This is a genomic window from Achromobacter sp. GbtcB20 (genome assembly GCF_019091095.1).
Lineage (GTDB): Bacteria > Pseudomonadota > Gammaproteobacteria > Burkholderiales > Burkholderiaceae_B > Achromobacter > Achromobacter mucicolens.
In genome coordinates this window covers 29,945-49,465 of record NZ_JAGXJZ010000013.1, presented here as the reverse complement: position 1 = coordinate 49,465, position 19,521 = coordinate 29,945, and the positions used below count along the sequence as shown (strand labels likewise).

The following is a 19,521-nucleotide window of genomic DNA, read 5'->3' as shown; positions in this document are numbered from 1 at the left end:
TTGCGTTTCTCCCCTCAGGCGCGCACGGCGGCGTGGACGGGATCGGCGGCGGCGTCACCCGGCGCCGGCCCGTCGGATTTCGGTCCGGCCTTGATGGCGTGCAGCATGACCTTCACGCCGATGATGAGCAGGATCGTGTACAGCACCAGGAAGATCGACAGGCTGATGACGAGGTCGGTCATGGTCAGGCCCGACGCCGCGTAGTACGTGGGCAGCACGCCTTCGATCACCCAGGGCTGGCGGCCGTACTCGGCGACGAACCAGCCGCTTTCGATCGCGACCCACGGCAGCGGCAGGCTCCACAACGCCACCTTGAGCAACGCCGGACGCTTGTCCAGGCGGCCGCGCGAGGCAAGCCAGAACGCCACGCCGAAGAACAGGATCAGGTACATGCCCACCGCGACCATGATGCGGAACGCCCAGAAAAGCGGCGCCACGGTCGGCACGGTATCGATCGCGGCCTGCTTGATGTCCGCTTCGGTGACCTTGCTGATGTCGGGCTGATGGCGCTTGACGAGGAGCGCGTAACCCAGGTCCGGCCAGGTCCTGTCGAACACCATGCGCGCATCCACATCCTTCGGGTTCGCGCGGATCTTCTGCAGGGCCTCGTAGGCCACGATGCCGTCGCGGATGCGATTCTCGGCGCGCAGGATCAGGTCGTTGATGCCCAGCAGCGGCGTGGTCAGCGAACGCGTGCCGATAATGCCCATGACATAGGGAATCTCGATCGCGAAGTCGTTGCGGCGCTCGGCCTGGTTCGGGATGGCGATCAGATTGAAGGACGCGGGCGCGGGCTCGGTGTGCCACATGGATTCCATGGCCGCGATCTTCATCTTCTGGTGTTCGGTGGTCAGATAGCCGCTTTCATCGCCCAGCACGACCACCGACAACGCGCCGGCCAGGCCGAAGCTGGCAGCTACCGCCATCGAGCGCTTGGCCAGGTCGATATGACGGCCGCGCAGCAGATACCACGCGCTGATCGACATGACGAACATGGCGCCCGCCACGTAACCGGCGCTGACGGTATGCACGAACTTGGCTTGCGCGACCGGGTTGAAGATGACCGCGGCGAAGTCGGTCATTTCCATGCGCATCGTGTCCGGATTGAAGACCGCGCCGACCGGGTTCTGCATCCAGCCGTTGGCGATCAGGATCCACAGGGCCGAGAAGTTCGTGCCGAAGGCCACCAGCCAGGTCACGGCCAGGTGGCTGACCTTGGACATGCGGTTCCAGCCGAAGAAGAACAGGCCGACGAAGGTGGCTTCCAGGAAGAACGCCATCAGCCCTTCAAGGGCCAGCGGCGCGCCGAAGACGTCGCCCACGTAGTGGCTGTAGTAGGACCAGTTCATGCCGAACTGGAACTCCATCACCACGCCCGTGGCCACGCCCAGCGCGAAGTTGATGCCGAACAGCGTGCCCCAGAACATCGTCATCTTCTTCCAGATGGCGCGTCCGGTCATGACGTACACGCTTTCCATGATGGCCAGGATGAACGACAGGCCAAGCGTGAGCGGGACAAAGATGAAATGGTAGAGCGCAGTCGCGGCGAACTGGAACCGCGAGAGATTCACGACATCGAGATCAATCATGAGGCTGCTCCCAAGGCGTCGACGCGCTGCGGCAACCGGCATGGTTCCCAGGCCGTCTACCGCGCCATGTTAGGGGCGTTGCATACAACTTCATAGAGGTTTCCTGAAAAATCGAGGCGTGACGGGTCAGCCCTTGCCCCGCAATTTGCCGGCGAAACCCAACACCTTCTGAACCTTGGAACCAAGTTTCATGAGGCTTTGCAGGGTTTCGGGCGGCAGCCGTTGAACCTCATCGAACCACCCCGTGGATAGTTCGATGAGCTCCAGCATTTCGGTCATTCGTTGTTGCGCGTAAGCCTCGTCGGGCCCGGACGGCGACTCCAGCAGCGTGTCGCGCAGGAGCGTGAGGGTGGGGTCGACTTCGCGCTTGCGCTTCTCTTCCATGAGGATGCGGAAGATTTCCCAGACGTCCTTGGGGGTCTCGAAGTAGTCGCGGCGGTCGCCCACCTGATGCATCAGCTTGACCAGGCGCCAGGACTGCAGCTCTTTCAGCCCGAGGCTGACGTTCGAGCGCGAAAAGCCCAGGGCCTCGGCGATATCGTCGGCGTTCAGCGGCTGCGGCGCGAGAAACAGCAGCGCGTAGATCTGGCCGACGGTGCGGTTCACGCCCCAACGGCTGCCCATTTCACCAAAGTGCAGGACAAATCGTTCGATCTGGGGGGAAAGCGCCATGAGGATCAGCCAGTAACACAGCGAAGGGCAGCACGACACATGCAGTTACTTCGATTTCAGAAATTTCTGAAATTATCGAACAAACGATGAGAAAGCGCAAACCACACTGCGCTCAGGGGCGAAGGCGCAACTGGGCGCCATTCAGGGCGCGGGCAGGCCAAATTAGCCGCCGAACGTGACAGCCATACAACACAAATCGGGGAATGGCGCGCAGCAAAAACGCCACCGGCCGGTTGGCGGGTGGCGTTGATGGGGGTGAAAAAACGGGGAACGGCGGGCGTTAACCGGTCCGGGACAGGCCAGCGCGGACGATCAGCCGGCCTTGACGGTCACGGCGGCCGACACGCGCTTGGCCTTGGCGCGGGCGGCGGCAACGTCTTGCGCCACGGCCAGACCCACGCCCATGCGGCGCTTGACGAAGGATTCGGGCTTGCCGAAGAGGCGAATGTCCGTGCCGGGCTCGGCCAGCGCCTCGGCCACGCCATGGAACGTCACCGCCCGGGCTTCCACACCGCCATAGATGACGCTGCTGGCGCCGGGCTGGCGCAGGCTGGGGTCGACCGGCAGCCCCAGCAGCGCGCGCGCGTGCAGTTCGAACTCGTTCTGCACCTGGGTAATCATGGTGACCATGCCGGTGTCGTGCGGACGCGGGCTGACCTCGGAGAACCAGACCTGGTCGCCCGCCACGAAGAGCTCGACGCCGAAAATGCCCAGTCCGCCCAGCTCGGACGTGACGGCCAGCGCGATGTCGCGCGCACGCTGGAGCGCCGCCGGAGACATGGGGTGCGGCTGCCAGCTTTCGACGTAGTCGCCGTCGACCTGCTTGTGGCCGATGGGTTCGCAGTAGCAGGTCTCGACCTGGCCGTCGGCCCCGCGGGCCCGTACGGTCAGAAGCGTGATTTCGTAGTCGAAGCGGATGAACCCCTCGACGATGGCGCGGCCGCCCCCGACCCGTCCCCCTTCCTGGGCGTAGCGCCACGCGGAGGCCACGTCGTCGGCGCTCTTGATGACCGACTGCCCCTTGCCCGACGAGGACATGACCGGCTTGATGACGCAGGGATAGCCGATGCCGCCGTCGATGGCCTGGCGCAGCTCGTCCTCGGTGTCGACAAAACGGTAGGGCGAGGTCGGCAGCCCCAACGTCTCCGCCGCCAGGCGGCGGATGCCTTCGCGATTCATGGTGAGCTGTGCCGCGCGGGCCGTCGGGGTGACCCGCGCCACGCCGGCCGCTTCCAGTTCCACCAGCAAGCTGGTGGCAATGGCCTCGATTTCGGGGACAATAACGTCCGGTTGCTCCGCTTCGATGACCTGCCGCAAGGCCTGCGGGTCGGTCATCGACACCACATGCGCCCGGTGCGCCACCTGATGGCCCGGGGCGTCGGCATACCGATCCACTGCAATGACTTCGACGCCCAGGCGCTGCAGGGCGATGATGACCTCTTTGCCCAGTTCACCGGAACCCAGCAGCATGACGCGGGTAGCCAAGGGGGACAGTGGCGTGCCAAGGACGGGACTGGAAATGCTGGACATGGAGCGGGCCTGGAAGGAAAGTTTGAAAGCCGTTGAAAGACTCGCCAGCATGCCATACGCCCCTGCGCGGGGCAAACTAGCGTACTGCGATTAAAATCCGCCCCATGAACGACCATCCCACCTCTTCGTCCGGCACCGCGCTGGCATCTGCGCGCAGAACGCTTCAGATTGAAAGCCAAGGGCTGCAAGACCTGTCCGCCCGGCTGGACGACAGCTTCACGCGTGTCGTTGACCTGCTGCTCGCCTGCCGCGGACGGGTGGTCGTCAGCGGCATCGGAAAAACGGGACACATCGCCCGCAAGATCGCCGCGACGCTGGCCTCCACCGGCACGCCCGCCTTCTTCGTGCATGCGGCCGAGGCCGTCCACGGCGACCTGGGCATGATCACCCGCGACGACGTTCTCATCGCGATCTCCTATTCCGGCTCAGGCTCGGAATTGCTGACCATCCTGCCCGTCGTGCGCCGCATGGGCGCGGGGCTGGTTGCCATCACTGGCAACCCGCAATCCGAACTGGCCCGGCAGGCCGACATCCACCTGGATGCCAGCGTGGCCCAGGAAGCCTGCCCGATGAACCTGGCGCCCACCGCCAGCACGACCGCCGCCCTGGCGCTGGGCGACGCCCTGGCCGTCGCCTGCCTGGAGGCCCGCGGTTTCGGGCCGCAGGACTTCGCCCGCTCGCACCCGGGCGGCGCGCTGGGCCGCCGCCTGCTCACCCACGTGCGCGACGTCATGCGCCAGGGAGACGCCCTGCCCATCGTCATGGCGGGCACCCCGGTATCGCAGGCGCTGGAGGTCATGTCGGCCAAGGGCATGGGCATGACCGTCGTCACCGACGCGCAGCACCGCCCGCTGGGCATCTTCACCGACGGCGACCTGCGCCGTCTCATCGCGCGGCACGGCGACATCCGCAGCCTGACCGTCGAGGCGGGCATGACGCGCTCGCCGCGCAGCATCAATCCCGAGGCGCTGGCGGTCGAGGCCGCCCGGCAGATGGACGAACAACGGCTCAATCACATGCTGGTGTTGGACAATGACGGCGCGCTGGTCGGCGCATTGCACATGCACGATCTGATGGCCGCTAAAGTGGTATGACTATGAACCTTTCTGCTTCCGTGAATCACCCGGCCGAAGCGCTGGTGCTTGCCCGTATCCCTGCCATCGTGCGCGAACGCGCCGCGGCCGTGCGCCTGATGGTTTTCGACGTGGACGGCGTGCTGACCGACGGCAGCCTCTATTACGGCGAAGGCGGCGAACTGCAAAAGCGCTTCCACGTGCTGGACGGCCACGGGCTGCGGCTGCTGATGGAAGGCGGCCTGAAAGTGGCGCTGATCACCGGACGTTCCGGCCCCATCGTCGCCCGCCGCGCCGCGGAACTGGGCATCGCCGAAGTCATCCAGGGCGTGCGCGACAAGGGCAGCGCCCTGACCGAACTTGCGCAGCGCTGCGGTGTCCAACTGAATCAAACCGGCTACATGGGCGATGACATCATCGACCTGCCGGCCTTGCAGCGCGCCGGCTTCGCGGCCAGCGTGCCCAACGCTCCCGGCTACGTCAGCCAGGCGGCCCACTGGGTTTCCACCCTGCCCGGCGGAAGCGGGGCCGTACGCGAATGCTGCGATCTCCTCTTGGCCTCGCAAGGCCGCCTGGGCGCATTCCTGGCATCGCCGGGCCTGCTCGGCCCCGGAGCCATCCAGTGATCGCCCCGTTAACGAATACGCCCTCGCGGCGCACCCGATGAAAGAACGTTTTCCCTCACTGATCGCGCTGTTCCTGCTGCTGGTGCTGGTCACCAGCTCGTGGTGGGCGGCCGATTACGCGCAGCGCGCCATCCAGGTGGACCCGCCGCGCCGCGTCACCCACGAAATGGACGCATGGTCGCGCGAATTCGTGATGCTGCGCACCGATCCCACGGGCAAGCCCATCAATCGCCTGGAAGGCGACTACATGGAGCACTTCCCCGACGACGATTCGTATCACGTCACCGCGCCGCGCGCGGTGGGCCAGCGCGAGACCAATCCGATCACGGTCGCGGTTTCCAAGACGGCCGTGATGGAACAGGGCGGCAAGCGGATCGTCATGCAGGGCGACGCCCACGTGCTGCGCCAGCCCGATGCCGAAAACGACATGCTGGACGTGCGCAGCCAGCAACTCATCATCCTGCCCGATGACGACGTGGTCTTCACCGACCTGCCCGCCACGGTCCTGAAGGGCCGCTCGCGCATGCAGGGCACGGGCATGCACTACAACAACAAGACTCGCCAATTACAGGTGTCGGCGTCGACCGACGTGGAAATTGCGGGTTCGGAAGGCAGGCAGCAGCGCCGCACCGAAATTCCTGCCAACAACTCTAACCAGAAAAAACCATGACCGACCTTCGGACCCTCTTCGCCCCGACGACCCGCCTGATGGGCGCCGTGCTGTTGACGGCTTGCGCGTTTGCGCCGGCCCATGCCGCGGACCCGAAGGCGGCAGCGCCGGCTGAAGAGCCCAGCACGCTGATCCTGTCGGACACGCTGCACTACGACGACGTGAAGAAACAAAGCGTGTTCACCGGCAACGTCAACATGACGCGCGGCCTGATGACGCTGACGTCCGACACGCTGCAGATGAACGAGGACGCGCAGGGCAACCAATATGGCACGGCCACCGCCAACAAGGGCAAGGTCGTCACCATCCGCCAGGAGCGCCCTGAAAACTTTGAACTCATCGAAGGCAAGGGCCTGCGCGCCGAATACGACGGCACCAACAGCACGTTCGACCTGATCGGCCAGGCCATCGTGACCCGCTACGTCTGTGGGAAACCGTTCGATACCATTCGCGGCGAACGGGTACGCTACAACGAGAAGTCCGGCACATACGAAGCACAAGGTGGCCCGAATTCCGCCGCGGCTGGCGGACGCGTGCGTTCCTTGGCCGAACCGCGCGCCAAGCTGGACGCCGCCGTCGCCGAATGCCGCAAGCAGCAGGCAGCCAAGAAAGGGCGCTGAAGCGCTTCCCATGCAACACCAATCGCAGCCACGATGAACCAACCTTCAGTGCCGACCCCCGTGACCTCCGCCCCTTCGGGCGTCAAGCAGGGCAGCCTGCGCGCAACCGGACTGCGCAAGACCTACAACGGCCGCACCGTGGTGCAGGATGTGTCCCTGTCCGTGGTCAGCGGCGAAGTCGTGGGCCTGCTGGGCCCCAACGGCGCCGGCAAGACCACCAGCTTCTACATGATCGTCGGCCTGGTGCCCGCGGATGCGGGCCGCATCGAAATCGACGGCGCCGTCATCACGGCGATGCCCATCCACAAGCGCGCGCGCATGGGCCTGTCGTACCTGCCGCAGGATGCTTCCGTGTTCCGCCGCCTGACGGTCGAACAGAACATCCGCGCCGTGCTGGAACTGCAGGTGGGTCCGGACGGCCGTCCGTTGTCGACGCCCAAGATCAACGAGCAGATGGAGTCGCTACTCGAAGAACTGCAGATCGGCCACATCCGCAGCAATGCCGCAATTTCACTCTCGGGCGGCGAACGCCGCCGTGTCGAAATCGCGCGCGCGCTGGCGACCAGCCCGCGCTTCATCCTGCTGGACGAACCGTTTGCCGGCGTGGACCCGATCGCGGTCATCGAGATCCAGCGCATCGTGCGCTTCCTGAAGGGCCGCGGCATCGGCGTGCTGATCACCGACCATAACGTGCGCGAAACCCTGGGCATCTGCGACCGCGCCTACATCATCAGCGAAGGCAAGGTGCTGACCGACGGCCACCCCGAGGAAATCGTGGGCGACCCCGCCGTTCGCCGCGTGTATCTGGGCGAACACTTCCGGATGTAACCCCATGCTGAAAGACCCCGTAACGCCTGGGAAAGAAGGGCCATACGCCCTAGGGGTTCAGCCATAAAATTGCCATGAACTTGCGGTAGGTCAGCTTGTTTTATCGGCCCGAGTCTATACACTAGTACTAAACGAACCTGCTTATTGAAGGAGAACGCCTAACGACTTCACCGCGCCTTTTGCGCACCTTTTTCCTCTTTTAGAAGGAGAGCACACTATGAACCTGAGCATCTGCGGTCGTCACCTCGACGTCACCCCGGCCATCCGGGAATATGTCATGAACAAACTGGCGCGAGTGCTGCGGCATTTCGATCACGTCATCGATACCCAGGTCATGCTCTCAGTAGAGCCCCTGCGGCATAGAGCCGAAATCACCATGCGACTGAGCGGCAAGGACATTCATTGTGAAGCAACCGATGAAAACCTCTATGCAGCCATCGACCTTCTTGCTGACAAAGTCGACCGTCAGGTCATCAAGCACAAGGACAAGGTAAGAAGTCATTCAGCAGAGTCCGTGAAGCGGCAAGCGGCGACCCTCTCGCCACCCCAGCAGTAACGCGCTTCATGACCGCTCACCTGAGCGACTAGCCGTACAGGGATCCCAGGATCCTGCCTAAGTCCCGGTGTCCCGCTAGACCTTGTGTCCAGCCGGGGCATCGGCAAAGTCCCCTCCCCCCTCGTGTTTCATCCCGCTGGCCCCCGCCGGCCGATTGGCGTTTTCCTGGGCTTTTGCCGGACGTGCGCCGCGCCGTGATGATCGCCACTCCCAGAATGCCCACAACGCGCCGCGATCAGACTATGCTGTCGCTCTTGTGCCCCGATCGCTTCCGGTCGTCCGAAACGTCCGGGGCGGTTGATTGTTGCAGTGCGTCATATAACCCTATAATGCCCTGATGAATCATTTGTCGCGCATCCTCCCCGCCGGCAACGTCGTGCTCGATATGCTCGCCACGAGCAAGAAACGTGCGTTCGAACAGGCCGGTCTGCTTTTTGAAAACAACAACGGCTTGGCACGCGCGCTCGTGTTCGACAGCCTTTTTGCCCGCGAGCGTCTGGGGTCAACCGCCCTCGGCCAGGGCGTGGCCGTGCCGCACGGCCGCGTGAAAGGTCTGGAACAAGCGCTGGCGGCATTCATCCGCCTTGCCCAGCCCATCACGTTCGACGCGCCCGACGGACAACCCGTGTCGATGCTGCTGTGCCTGCTGGTGCCTGAAACGGCCACGCAGCAGCACCTGGACATCCTGGCCGAACTCGCCCAGCTCATGTCCAACAAGGCATTGCGCGAGGCGCTGGCCACCGAGCCCGACCCGGCCATCGTGCACAGAATGCTCACGACCGGCCAACTCTGATCCCACGCGGAATCGCTGCCATGCTCACGGTGCAGGAACTCGTCGACGACAACGCCGACAAAATCCCTTTTAACTGGATCTCGGGCCAAGGCGCGGCGGACCGCGCGATTCCCGATGACGGCATGGCGGCCGCCGATCTGGTCGGCCACTTGAACCTGATCCACCCGTCTCGCATCCAGGTGTTTGGCCAGGAAGAGCTGGCGTATTACACGCGCTTCGACCTGCGCCGCCGCATGCACCACATGGACGAGCTGCTGATCGGCGGCGTCCCTGCGATTCTGCTGGCCGATGGCCTGACGCCGCCGCAAGACCTCGTCGACCAATGCGACCAGCACCAGGTACCGCTGCTGTCCACGCCGGTCGCGGCCGCGCAACTGATCGACCTCTTGCGCATCTATCTGGGCAAGAAGCTGGCGCCCACCACCACGGTGCACGGCGTGTTCCTGGACGTGCTGGGACTAGGCGTGCTGATCACGGGCGAATCGGGTCTGGGCAAGAGCGAACTGGCGCTGGAACTGATCTCGCGCGGCCACGGCCTCGTGGCCGACGACGCAGTCGAGTTCTCGCGCACCGCGCCCAACATGATCGAAGGCCACTGTCCGCAATTGCTGCAGAACCTGCTGGAAGTCCGCGGCCTGGGCCTGCTCGACATCCGCACCATCTTTGGCGAAACCTCGGTGCGCCGCAAGATGCGGCTCAAGCTCATCGTTCACCTGGTGCGCGCCACCGCGCAGGACAAGTTCGAACGCCTGCCGCTGCAAGACATCACGCAGGACATGCTGGGTCTGCCCGTGCGTAAAGTGATGCTGCAGGTGGCCGCGGGCCGCAACCTGGCCGTGCTGGTCGAGGCGGCCGTGCGCAACACCATCCTGAAATTGCGCGGCATCGACACGCTGGGCGAATTCATGGAACGCCAGGCCATGGCGATCCTGCAAAGCAGCAAATGAGCCCGCGTCGTCGCCCTGCGGCATCGTGAGCCTTTACGAGACCCTGGCCGACGAGATCGCCACGTCGATCGCAAGCGGCGTGCTGCGCGCCGGCGACAAGCTGCCCTCCGTGCGCGACGCGTGTGCCGCGCGCGGCGTCAGCCCCTCGACGGTGTTCCAGGCCTACTACCTGCTTGAAGCACGCGGTCTCATCCGCGCGCAGCCGCGCTCGGGCTACTACGTCAACGCCCCCGCCGAATCGCTGCCGCCCGAACCCGGCGCCTCATGCCCCGACGGTGAATCGACCGAACTGGCGATCAGCGAACGGATCTTCGACATCCTGGGCTCGGTGCGCAATCGCGATGTCACCCCGCTGGGCTCGGCCTTCCCTTCGCCGCTGCTCTTTCCGCTGCCGCGCCTGGCGCAGGCGATGGCCACGCATCTGAAGCGCCAGGACCCGCGCGACACCGTTGAGGACCTGGCACCCGGCAATCCGCGCCTGCGCCGGCAGATCGCGCTGCGCTACCTGATCGGCGGCATCAACCTGCCCGCCACCGACATCGTCGTCACGAATGGCGCGCTCGAAGCCCTGAATCTCTGCCTGCAGGCGGTCACACAGCCGGGCGATACCGTCATGGTGGAAGCGCCGACGTTCTACGGCGCTTTGCAGGCACTGGAACGCCTTGGGCTGAAAGCGCTGGAAGTGCCCACGCATCCGCGCACCGGCATCGACCTGGACGCGATGCAGGCGGCCATCCTGCGCCACGCGCCACGCGCCTGCTGGCTGATGACGCAATTCCAGAATCCGCTGGGCTGCCTGATGCCTGACGACAACAAGCGCCGGCTCGTCGAACTGCTTGCCCGGCACGACATTCCGCTGATCGAAGACGACGTCTATGGCGAGCTCTACTTCGGCGCGACGCGGCCCGTTCCCGCCAAGGCCTACGACACGCGCGGGCTGGTGCTGCACTGCTCATCGTTTTCGAAATGCCTTGCGCCCGGCTATCGCATTGGCTGGGCCAGCGCCGGGCGCTACGCCCAGCAGGTGCAACGGCTGAAACTGTCTTCGACGTTGTCGGCGTCCGGCCCCGCGCAGGGCGCGATTGCCGAATACCTGGAACAAGGCGGCTACGACCGCCATCTGCGCCGGCTGCGGCAGACCTTGCAGGCGCAGCAGGAGCGCATGGCCGACGCCATCGCGCAGGCCTTTCCTGCCGGCACACGCGTGACGCGGCCGCAGGGCGGATTCTTCCTGTGGCTGGAACTGCCGGCCGCCGTGGAGGCGCTGTCGCTGCACCGCCAGGCGCTGGCGCGCGGCATCAGCGTGGCGCCCGGCCCGATCTTCTCTGCCAGCGGCCAATTTGGCAGCGCGCTACGCCTGAACTACGGGCACCCGTGGGACGCAAGCACCGAAGCGGCGATCCGCACGCTGGGCGACCTGGCGCACGAGGCCTGCCGCGCGGCCACCGCCGGGCGCTAGTTCAACGTCGACGACGCCCGTGCGCGCTTGACCTCCAGGCCGCTCACCGCGCCTGCTTCGTTCCCCCAACTGTTGCGGATGTAGGTCACCAGCATCGAGATGTCGTTGTCGTTGAGCACCTGGCCGAACGGCGGCATGCCGTGCGGACGCGGGTTTGCGGCCGTGGCCGGGGCGTAGCCGCCATCGAGCACCATGCGAATGGCGTTCAAGGGCGATGGCGCGGTCACCGTGGGATTGCCGGCCAGCGCGGGCCACGCCGTGCCGCTGCCTTTGCCGTCGGCCTGGTGGCATTGCGCGCATTGCTGACGGTAGAGCTTGCCGCCCAGTTCCATGGCCGCGGGCGCGGGGATGGCGGCGCGCGCATCGGTCGCGGGCGGCGTGGCGGGCAACGACTTCAGATAGGTGCCGATGGCAAGGGCGTCGTCGTCGGTCAGGTGCTGGGTGCTGCCCAGCACGACTTCGGCCATGGGTCCGCTGACGGTCGAATGCGCCGAAATGCCGGTCTTGAGCAGCGCGGCAATGTCCTGCGCGGACCAGCGCCCCATGCCGGTCTGCATGTCGTTCGTGAGCGGCGGCGCGTACCAGTCCAGCACCGGAATCACGCCCCCCGCCAGCGCGTCGCGGGTACGCGTGGCGCCCAGGCTGTTGCGCGGCGTATGGCAGGCCGCGCAATGCCCCAGCCCCTCGACCAGATACCGGCCGCGATTCCATTGGACCGACTGGCCGGGATCGGGCTCTTGCACGCCAGGCTTGAAGTACAGCGCGCGCCACGCCGCCAGCAGCGCGCGTTGGTCGTACGGGAAATTCATGTCGGGCGGACGGTTCGCCTGCCTGACGGGCGACACGCTGCGCAGATAGGCAAAGAGCGCGTCGGCGTCGCTGCGGTTGACCCGCGTGTACTCGGTGTACGGGAACGCCGGATACAGCAAGGTGCCGTCCTTCGATTTACCGTTGTGCAGCGCCTGCCAGAAGTCGTCGGCCGTCCATGCGCCGATGCCGGTCTCCGGATCGGGCGTGATGTTCGGGCCGTAGACCGTGCCGAAGGGCGTGGGAATGGGCGTGCCGCCTGCAAACGTCTTGCCCCCCTGGCTGGTGTGGCAGGCCATGCAGTTGCCGGCCAGCGCCAGATAGCGGCCGCGTTCGATCAGCGTGGCGCCCTCGGCTGCCGCGGCAGTGGGCCCGGTGCTGGCATCGTCACGCGTGCCCAGCCAATACAACCCGCCGACGCCCGCCACGGCCACCAGCAACAGGACACCCAGCACTCTTTTCATCAGCGTCATTCGCGGCCCCGTTCAGCGTTGCGCCTGGCTGCCGCATTCCGCGGGCAGCCGGACCGAATTCGCGGCATCAGGCACGTAGGGCTCGGCGACAGGCTGCGACGACAGCCAGGCCGCCAGTGCGCCGATGTCGGCAGGCGTGAGCTTGTGGGAGATGTCGGCCATGCAGTCCGGCGCGGCGGCGCGGCGCAGGCCGTTCTTCCAGCTGCCGATCTGCGCGCCGATGTAATCGCGGGGCAGCCCCAGCAGGCCGGGAATCGCGGGCAGCATGCCCGAGAGCGCCGCGCCGTGACAGGACGCACAGGCCGGCAGGCCGCGCGCCGCGTCGCCATCGCGGGCGAGCTTGCGGCCAGCCTCGAGCGTGGCCGCGGACACGTCCGCGCGCACGGGCGCCGGATACGGCACATGCTGGTCGGCAAAATACGCGGCCATTTCGCGCAGGTAGTCGTCGGGCAGCCCCGCCAGCAGGTGCGTCATGGGCCGGTACTGCCGCCGTCCGTCGCGAAAATTAAGCAGCTGGTGGTAGAGATAGTCTTGCGGCTTGCCGGCCAGCCGCGGGTAGTAGCCATCGGCCCCCGCCCTGCCCTGCGCGCCATGACAGGCCGTACAGGCCGCCACGCGCGCCGCCATGGTGTCGGGCTGCAAGACCGGCGGGTCGGGCTGCTGCGCCAGCGCGGGCGCGGACATAAACACAACAGCCGCCGCGGCCAAGGCCCTTGGGATCGTCCAAAACCGCAGCAGTGAAACACTACAAGAGGAAATGAGGGCTAACATCTAGGTCGAATTCCAAACCCCGAATCGAGACGGCGGGGCGCGTAAAGTGGAACTGCGATGGAACTGCGGAGTTTGCGGCCCCTAGCTTACGTCAGGGCAAACAGCAGGGAACAGAAGCAGTTCCTGAGTTTATGGCCATATCAGATGCTATCCCGCCGGCATCGTCCTGGAAAAGCGTGCCACAATCATGTCCATGTTGAAAGTCGTCCTCGTCACCGGCATTTCCGGCTCCGGCAAATCCGTCGCGCTGCGCATGCTCGAGGACGCAAGCTATACCTGCGTCGACAATCTTCCCGTTCGCTTCCTGACCGAGTTCATTGCCCAGGCGCGCGATGACGGCATGGAGCGCGTGGCGGTCGCCATCGACGTGCGCTCGCCGGGCGAGCTTGCCGAACTGCCCGATGTGGTCACCGCGTTGCGCGCCATGGGCACCAGCCTGCGGGTCGTATTCCTGGATGCCAACACGGCCACGCTGGTGCAGCGTTATTCCGAATCGCGCCGCCGCCATCCGCTGACCGACCGCCTACAGCGCGGCGGCACCGCGCCGTCGCTGACCGAGTGCATCGCCCTGGAAAGAGAACTGCTGGCGCCGCTGCGCGAGCAGGAACACGTCATCGACACCTCGGACCTGACGCCCGGCCAGCTTCGCGCCTGGATCCGCGACCTGATCAAGGCAGACCGCGCGCCGCTGGTGCTGACGTTCGAATCCTTCGCGTACAAGCGCGGCGTGCCCGGAGACGCGGACCTGGTGTTCGACGTGCGCTGCCTGCCCAATCCCCATTACGACCGCAATCTGCGCCCGCTGACGGGCCGCGACGAGCCCGTGGCCACGTGGCTCGCGGGATACGAGCAGGTGGGGCTGATGATCGACGACATCGCGGGCTTCCTGAAGCGCTGGCTGCCGCTGTACACGCAGGACACCCGCAACTACCTGACCGTGGCCATCGGCTGTACCGGCGGCCAGCACCGCTCGGTGTACGTGGTGGAACAGCTGGCGCTGCGCTTTGCCGATCACGACCCGCTCCTGGTGCGCCACCGCACGCAACTGCCCGACGAAACCGCATGACGCTTTCCCGCCCCCTACATCTCATTTCCGTGCTGCTGCTGGCGATCGCCGTGGCAGGCTGCTCGACCAGCGGCGGACGCAAGAAGGGTGGTTACTACAAGGACGACGGGCCGGATGCCAATCCGCCGTCGAACCTGGATCAGATTCCAGACGCCGTGCCCAAGCTGGAACCCTACGCCAGCGGCGCGAACCGGCCCTACGTCGTGTTCGGCCAGCGCTACGTGCCGGACACGAGCGGACAGCCCTACAAAAAGCGCGGCATCGCGTCGTGGTACGGCAAGAAGTTCCATGGCAACTCCACGTCGATCGGCGAGACCTACGACATGTATGCCATGACGGCCGCGCACACGACGCTGCCGATTCCCAGCTATGCGCGGGTGACCAGCCTGGTCAACGGCAAGACGATCATCGTGCGGGTGAACGACCGCGGGCCCTTCCACAGCGACCGCATCATGGACCTGTCGTACGTGGCCGCCTACAAGCTGGGCATCATTGGCCCGGGTAGCGGCCAGGTGGTCGTGGAAGCGATCCAGGCCGACGAGATCCGCCGGCTGGCCTCGCAAGGCGCGCCCGCGGCCCCCGCGCCGGAGCCGGAATCGGCCACAGGCTCGACGCCCGTGATGGCGCCCGTGGCCGCGACGCCCGTGGCGCTGACGCCTGAGCCCCTGGCGCCAGCCGCGCCCAGCCGCGCGCCGATGCGTCCGGCGGCCGGCGCGGCCAGCGGCAGCGTCTACCTGCAGGTGGGCGCGTTCAGCCAGCCCGCCAATGCGCAGTCGCTGGTCAGCCGCATCAACACGCAACTGGGCGCCGAAGGCGCGCCAGCGGCGACGGTGGAACAGACCAACAATCTTTACCGGGTGCGGATCGGTCCGTATCCCGACCGCCAGAGCGCGCTCAATGCCGTGCCGCTCGTGTCGGACCGCATCGGCATTCTGCCGACCATCGCGTCGCAATAACGCATCGCGGTAATTGGCCAGGCCGGCGGCCAAATCAGCGGCCTAGTCGGCGCCCAAATAAACGGCCGGGCGCCGGACTTGCCTACCAGGATAGCTCTGCCTGCCCGTCGCAGACCCGGCGGGCGCGCGCGCTGCGGCTGAGATAGCGATTGCCCTCGTGGGCCAGCAGCGCCTGCTTGCGGGGCAACCCGCCGCCAAAACCCGTCAGCGACGTGTCCGCGCCGATCACGCGGTGGCACGGAATGATGATGCTGATGGGGTTGCGGCCCACGGCACCGCCCACCGCCTGCGCGCCCTTGGGCCGGTCCACGGCGCGGGCCAGCTCGCCGTAGCTGGTGAGCACGCCGAATTCCAGCGCGCACAGCGCATGCCAGACCTGATGCTGAAACGTCGTTCCCACGGGGTCGAGCGTCACGTCGAACACGCGCCGCTCGCCGGCGAACCACTCGTCCAGTTCGCGCCGCGCCTGTTCCAGGAAGGGGTCGTTGCCGGACAGCGTCCAGCCTTCCGGCGACGGCAGCAGCGCCTGATCGGTGAACCAGGCGCCGCGCAATCCCTTGGGACTGGCGACCAGGCGCATCTCGCCCAGCGGCGTCGGCATATCGCGATAGGTCAGCCGCTCGTTCGGGTCGGCCGGTTTGTTGGACACGAGCGTCGAATACGCCATGGATTATTCCTGCGTCTTCTTGCGCGCCAGGGCGCGGTTGTACAGGACGTCGCGAGGCTGGCCGGTCACCTTGGCGGCGACGCGCGCGGCATCGCGCACGGACAGCGATTCCAGCAAGGCGTCCAGCAGAACGTCGTGGGCCGGGTCCACATCCTCGTCCGCGGCCGCTTCGGGCTCGGCATGGACGATCAGCACGAATTCGCCCTGCTCGCGGTGCGGATCCGCGGCCAGCCAGGCGGACGCCTCGCTCAGCCGGAAAGTGCCGATCTCTTCGAAACGCTTGGTCAGCTCGCGCGCCACGGTCAGTTCGCGGTCGGGACCGCACACCTCGAGCAGGTCGGCAAAGGTGGCCGCCAGCCGGTGCGGCGACTCGAACATCACGACGGGCGCGGGCAATGCGCACCACTGGCGCAGCCAGCGCTGGCGGGCCACCGCCTTCGGTGGCGCAAAGCCCGCGAAGGCGTAGGCGGGGTTCTCGTCCGTGGTGACGCCACTGCCCATCAGCGCGGCGATCACGGCGCTGGGGCCGGGCACCGGCACCACGGCATAGCCGGCCGCGCGCACCGCCCGGACCACCCGCGCGCCGGGGTCGCTGACGGCGGGCGCGCCGGCGTCGGACACCAGCGCCACGCGCTGGCCTTGCGCCAGGCGCTCGCAGATGGCCTGCGCCGCGGCTGCCTCGTTGTGGCGGTGCGCCGCCATGAGCGGCGTGCCCACGCCCCAGGCATCGAGCAGCGTGCGGCTGGCGCGCGTATCTTCGGCAGCGATCACGTCAGCCCGCTGCAGGGCGTGCCAGGCACGCAGGCCCAGGTCGCCCAGATTGCCGATGGGCGTGGCCACGACATACAGCGTCGAGGCGGGCCAATGCTGGCCGGCCACGCGTTCCGACACGCGGGACCAGGCATCGCTGGCAACGGGAGGTGAGACGTTTTGATTCATTGCAGCCTGCGGACTCGGAAAACCATGTCAGTGTAGCCGCCTATGCCCGCTGCCTTTGGAATCCATGACGGACGACACCCTGCGCCTGGCCTGCGAACTTGCCCTGGCCGCCCGCCGCCGCGCCGCCAAACGCCGGCGGCGCACCGGACGCGCGCCGGCCGACCGTCCGCCCCCGCGCCGCTCGCCCACGCAGCGGCGCGGCGATCATCATGAAGCGGCCGCGCTGCGCCTGCTGCTGGCGCACGGCCTGACGCTGCTGGCGCGCAACCTGGCCTGCCGCGCCGGTGAAATCGATCTGGCCATGCGCGACGGCAACACGCTCGTCTTCGTGGAGGTCCGGGCGCGCGCCAACCGCCGGTTCGGCGGGGCCGCCGCCAGCATCGGCCGGGAAAAGCAGGCGCGGCTGGCGCGGGCGGCGGCGCTGTGGCTGCCCGAACTGGCCCGCCGCCACTGGCAAGGCACGCCCCCGCCCGCCCGTTTCGACGCGGTGGTTTTCGACGACGGCGAGCCGGCCTGGCTGCGCGGCGCTTTCTGGCTGCCCTGATCCGGCTGGCGCAGTCCGGCGCCGGCCCTCGGCGATCGTTGCGCGAGGACAGAACCGCGGCCCGGCCCCGTGAGATAATCGCGCCCATGGATATGACCTCTCGTATGACGTCGCACTTTCGCGACGCCATGGCCGCTCACGAACAAAGCATGAACGTCCTGGCCGAACCGCTGGCCGTGGCCGTGGACGTGCTGTTCGGCGCCCTGGCGAACAACGGCAAGATTCTGGCTTGCGGCAATGGCGGCTCGGCCGCCGACGCGCAACATTTCATCGCCGAGCTGGTGGGCCGCTTCGAACGCGAACGCCTGCCGCTCGCGGGCATCGCGCTCAATACCGACACCTCCATCCTCACGGCGGTCGGCAACGACTACGGCTTTGACGAAGTCTTTGAACGGCAGGTCAACGCCTTCGGGCAGGCCGGCGACGTGCTCGTGGCCATTTCCACCAGCGGCAATTCGCCCAACGTGGTCCGCGCCATGGAAGCCGCCAGCGCACGCGAAATGCACGTCCTGGCCCTGACCGGCAAGGGCGGCGGCGTCATGGGGGAACTCATTACCCCGATGGACGTCCATCTATGTGTTCCCAGCGATCGCACCATGCGCATCCAGGAAGTCCATATTCTGCTGCTGCACGCGCTGTGCGACGGCATCGACGCTCTTCTGCTTGGAGACACCGAATGATTCTTGACGTCAGACCCGCAGTCCGCCCGCTGATGCTTGCCGCCGCGCTGTCCACCGCGGCGCTTTCGCTGACGGCCTGCGCGCCTTTGATCGTGGGCGGCGCCGCCGCCACCACGGCGATGGTCGTCACCGACCGCCGCACGTCCGGCGTCCAGCTCGAAGACCAGAACATGGCGTTCAAGGCGCAGAACCTGATCTCCCAGAAGCTGGGCGATACCGCACGTGTCAATGCCATGGCCTACGGCGGCCACCTTCTGCTGACGGGCGACGTGCCCTCCGAAGAAGCCAAGAACCAGGCCACCACCATTGCCCAGGGCGTGGAAAACGTGAAGCAGGTCATCAACCAGCTCAATGTCGGCCCCATCGCCTCGTTTGGCCAGCGCTCCAACGACACCTGGCTGACCTCCAAGGTCAAGACCGCCCTGCTCAACACCAAGTACGTGCCCTCCGGCACCATCGCCGTCACGACCGACCGCGGCGTCGTCTACCTGATGGGCAAGGTCACCCAGGCCGAAGGCGACTACGCCGCCAACGCCACCGCCGACGTCGGTGGCGTGACCAAGGTGGTCAAGCTCTTTGAAACCATCAGCCGCGAGGAGGCGATCCGCCTGTCGGGAAGCGGCTCCAAACCCGCCACCACCGAAAGCAAGGCGCCCATCGAAAGCGGCACCGGTCCGACCACCGACAACACTGCCGGCACCGGCGGCACGAGCGGCGGCGTCGAAGCAATGCCCATCAAATGAAAAAAGCCATCGTAGCGCTCGCAGTCCTGGTCGCAGTCGGCATCGGCGCGTGGTTCGCCATGCGCCCGGCCCAGACCGCCCCCGACGTCACCTTCACCACCCTGGAAGGCAAGACGTTCTCGATGCAGGACCTGCGCGGCAAGGTCGTGCTGGTCAAATTCTGGGCGACCAGCTGCGTCACGTGTGTCAAGCAAATGCCCGACACCATCTCCGCCTACAACGAGTATGCGGACAAAGGGTATGAGGCCATTGCGGTCGCCATGAATTACGACCCGCCCAACTTCGTGCTGAACTTCGCCGAGACCCGCAAGCTGCCGTTCCCCGTTGCGCTGGACACCAAGGGCGACATCGCGCGCGCCTTCGGCGACATCCGCCTGACGCCCACGGCGTTCCTCATCGACAAAGAGGGACGCATCATCAAGCGTTATCTGGGCGAATACGACGAGGCCGAATTCCACGCCACGGTGGAAAAGGCCCTGGCCGCCGGCTGATCCGCCCAAGCACGCAGCCCC

22 protein-coding genes are annotated in these 19,521 nt (G+C 66.5%); 15 read left to right on the top strand and 7 right to left on the bottom strand.

Annotation, left to right across the window (positions count from 1 at the left end; genetic code table 11):
- Positions 1-14: 14 nt before the first annotated feature.
- The 3 genes from KVT32_RS17495 to purT all read right to left on the bottom strand — a co-directional run bounded on the left by KVT32_RS17495 (position 15) and on the right by purT (position 3,791).
- A complete protein-coding gene (locus KVT32_RS17495; RefSeq protein ID WP_056319612.1) occupies positions 15-1,589 on the bottom strand; it encodes a cytochrome ubiquinol oxidase subunit I in 1,575 nt (524 codons plus the stop codon).
- 126 nt (positions 1,590-1,715) lie between these two features.
- Positions 1,716-2,261 carry a GbsR/MarR family transcriptional regulator gene (locus tag KVT32_RS17490; RefSeq protein WP_056319609.1) on the bottom strand — a complete coding sequence of 182 codons (546 nt, stop codon included), beginning with the start codon at positions 2,259-2,261 and terminating at the stop codon, positions 1,716-1,718.
- 312 nt (positions 2,262-2,573) lie between these two features.
- Positions 2,574-3,791, bottom strand: coding sequence for a formate-dependent phosphoribosylglycinamide formyltransferase (gene purT / locus KVT32_RS17485; protein ID WP_217618572.1), 1,218 nt, complete (start codon positions 3,789-3,791; stop codon positions 2,574-2,576).
- 104 nt (positions 3,792-3,895) lie between these two features.
- Between purT and KVT32_RS17480 the strand changes: the two genes are divergently transcribed.
- The 9 genes from KVT32_RS17480 to KVT32_RS17440 all read left to right on the top strand — a co-directional run bounded on the left by KVT32_RS17480 (position 3,896) and on the right by KVT32_RS17440 (position 11,363).
- Positions 3,896-4,885: an SIS domain-containing protein gene (locus tag KVT32_RS17480; protein ID WP_056319605.1), complete on the top strand. Its 990-nt coding sequence runs from the start codon at positions 3,896-3,898 to the stop codon at positions 4,883-4,885.
- Positions 4,882-5,490, top strand: a complete 609-nt coding sequence (locus KVT32_RS17475) for an HAD family hydrolase (protein WP_175156596.1) — start codon at positions 4,882-4,884, stop codon at positions 5,488-5,490. Before KVT32_RS17480 ends, KVT32_RS17475 begins: the two co-directional genes overlap by 4 nt.
- 37 nt (positions 5,491-5,527) lie before the next feature.
- Positions 5,528-6,160 (top strand): LPS export ABC transporter periplasmic protein LptC, encoded by a 633-nt coding sequence (gene lptC / locus KVT32_RS17470; RefSeq protein ID WP_056319599.1) that lies wholly within the window; start codon positions 5,528-5,530, stop codon positions 6,158-6,160.
- On the top strand, positions 6,157-6,780 hold the full coding sequence (gene lptA / locus KVT32_RS17465) for a lipopolysaccharide transport periplasmic protein LptA (RefSeq protein WP_152382887.1): 624 nt from the start codon (positions 6,157-6,159) through the stop codon (positions 6,778-6,780). The genes lptC and lptA overlap by 4 nt, the downstream gene beginning before the upstream one ends.
- Positions 6,781-6,813: 33 nt before the next feature.
- Positions 6,814-7,608: an LPS export ABC transporter ATP-binding protein gene (lptB, locus tag KVT32_RS17460; protein ID WP_128829541.1), complete on the top strand. Its 795-nt coding sequence runs from the start codon at positions 6,814-6,816 to the stop codon at positions 7,606-7,608.
- A gap of 217 nt (positions 7,609-7,825) precedes the next feature.
- The gene (gene hpf / locus KVT32_RS17455; protein ID WP_056319592.1) at positions 7,826-8,164 is read left to right on the top strand and encodes a ribosome hibernation-promoting factor, HPF/YfiA family; all 339 of its coding nucleotides are present in this window, start codon (positions 7,826-7,828) and stop codon (positions 8,162-8,164) included.
- Positions 8,165-8,501: 337 nt separating this feature from the next.
- The gene (locus KVT32_RS17450; RefSeq protein WP_056319588.1) at positions 8,502-8,957 is read left to right on the top strand and encodes a PTS sugar transporter subunit IIA; all 456 of its coding nucleotides are present in this window, start codon (positions 8,502-8,504) and stop codon (positions 8,955-8,957) included.
- A gap of 20 nt (positions 8,958-8,977) precedes the next feature.
- Positions 8,978-9,904: an HPr(Ser) kinase/phosphatase gene (hprK, locus tag KVT32_RS17445; RefSeq protein ID WP_006216298.1), complete on the top strand. Its 927-nt coding sequence runs from the start codon at positions 8,978-8,980 to the stop codon at positions 9,902-9,904.
- A 25-nt stretch (positions 9,905-9,929) separates the two neighbouring features.
- Entirely contained in the window at positions 9,930-11,363 is a 1,434-nt protein-coding gene (locus KVT32_RS17440; protein WP_152382888.1) for a PLP-dependent aminotransferase family protein, read from the top strand.
- Here the strand turns inward: KVT32_RS17440 and KVT32_RS17435 are convergent.
- Positions 11,360-12,643 (bottom strand): cytochrome c, encoded by a 1,284-nt coding sequence (locus KVT32_RS17435; RefSeq protein ID WP_217618571.1) that lies wholly within the window; start codon positions 12,641-12,643, stop codon positions 11,360-11,362. The two genes, KVT32_RS17440 and KVT32_RS17435, sit on opposite strands and share 4 nt — an antisense overlap.
- Positions 12,644-12,655: 12 nt before the next feature.
- The gene (locus KVT32_RS17430; RefSeq protein ID WP_217618570.1) at positions 12,656-13,414 is read right to left on the bottom strand and encodes a c-type cytochrome; all 759 of its coding nucleotides are present in this window, start codon (positions 13,412-13,414) and stop codon (positions 12,656-12,658) included.
- Between the two features lie 193 nt (positions 13,415-13,607).
- On the opposite strand from KVT32_RS17430, the gene rapZ reads away from it, so the two are divergent.
- Positions 13,608-14,480 (top strand): RNase adapter RapZ, encoded by an 873-nt coding sequence (rapZ, locus tag KVT32_RS17425; RefSeq protein ID WP_056319767.1) that lies wholly within the window; start codon positions 13,608-13,610, stop codon positions 14,478-14,480.
- Positions 14,477-15,436 (top strand): septal ring lytic transglycosylase RlpA family protein, encoded by a 960-nt coding sequence (locus KVT32_RS17420; protein ID WP_152382890.1) that lies wholly within the window; start codon positions 14,477-14,479, stop codon positions 15,434-15,436. Before rapZ ends, KVT32_RS17420 begins: the two co-directional genes overlap by 4 nt.
- A gap of 82 nt (positions 15,437-15,518) precedes the next feature.
- Here the strand turns inward: KVT32_RS17420 and KVT32_RS17415 are convergent, their stop codons facing one another.
- Together KVT32_RS17415 and rsmI are read right to left on the bottom strand one after the other, a co-directional pair.
- Positions 15,519-16,103 (bottom strand): methylated-DNA--[protein]-cysteine S-methyltransferase, encoded by a 585-nt coding sequence (locus tag KVT32_RS17415; RefSeq protein ID WP_152382891.1) that lies wholly within the window; start codon positions 16,101-16,103, stop codon positions 15,519-15,521.
- 3 nt (positions 16,104-16,106) lie between these two features.
- Positions 16,107-17,042: a 16S rRNA (cytidine(1402)-2'-O)-methyltransferase gene (gene rsmI / locus KVT32_RS17410; protein WP_152382892.1), complete on the bottom strand. Its 936-nt coding sequence runs from the start codon at positions 17,040-17,042 to the stop codon at positions 16,107-16,109.
- Between the two features lie 64 nt (positions 17,043-17,106).
- Between rsmI and KVT32_RS17405 the strand changes: the two genes are divergently transcribed.
- The 4 genes from KVT32_RS17405 to KVT32_RS17390 all read left to right on the top strand — a co-directional run bounded on the left by KVT32_RS17405 (position 17,107) and on the right by KVT32_RS17390 (position 19,500).
- On the top strand, positions 17,107-17,586 hold the full coding sequence (locus KVT32_RS17405; protein ID WP_152382893.1) for a YraN family protein: 480 nt from the start codon (positions 17,107-17,109) through the stop codon (positions 17,584-17,586).
- An 86-nt stretch (positions 17,587-17,672) separates the two neighbouring features.
- On the top strand, positions 17,673-18,266 hold the full coding sequence (locus KVT32_RS17400) for a phosphoheptose isomerase (protein ID WP_056319572.1): 594 nt from the start codon (positions 17,673-17,675) through the stop codon (positions 18,264-18,266).
- On the top strand, positions 18,263-19,009 hold the full coding sequence (locus KVT32_RS17395) for a BON domain-containing protein (protein WP_217618569.1): 747 nt from the start codon (positions 18,263-18,265) through the stop codon (positions 19,007-19,009). The genes KVT32_RS17400 and KVT32_RS17395 overlap by 4 nt, the downstream gene beginning before the upstream one ends.
- Positions 19,006-19,500, top strand: a complete 495-nt coding sequence (locus KVT32_RS17390) for a peroxiredoxin (protein ID WP_152382894.1) — start codon at positions 19,006-19,008, stop codon at positions 19,498-19,500. Before KVT32_RS17395 ends, KVT32_RS17390 begins: the two co-directional genes overlap by 4 nt.
- The last annotated feature ends 21 nt before the right edge of the window (positions 19,501-19,521 follow it).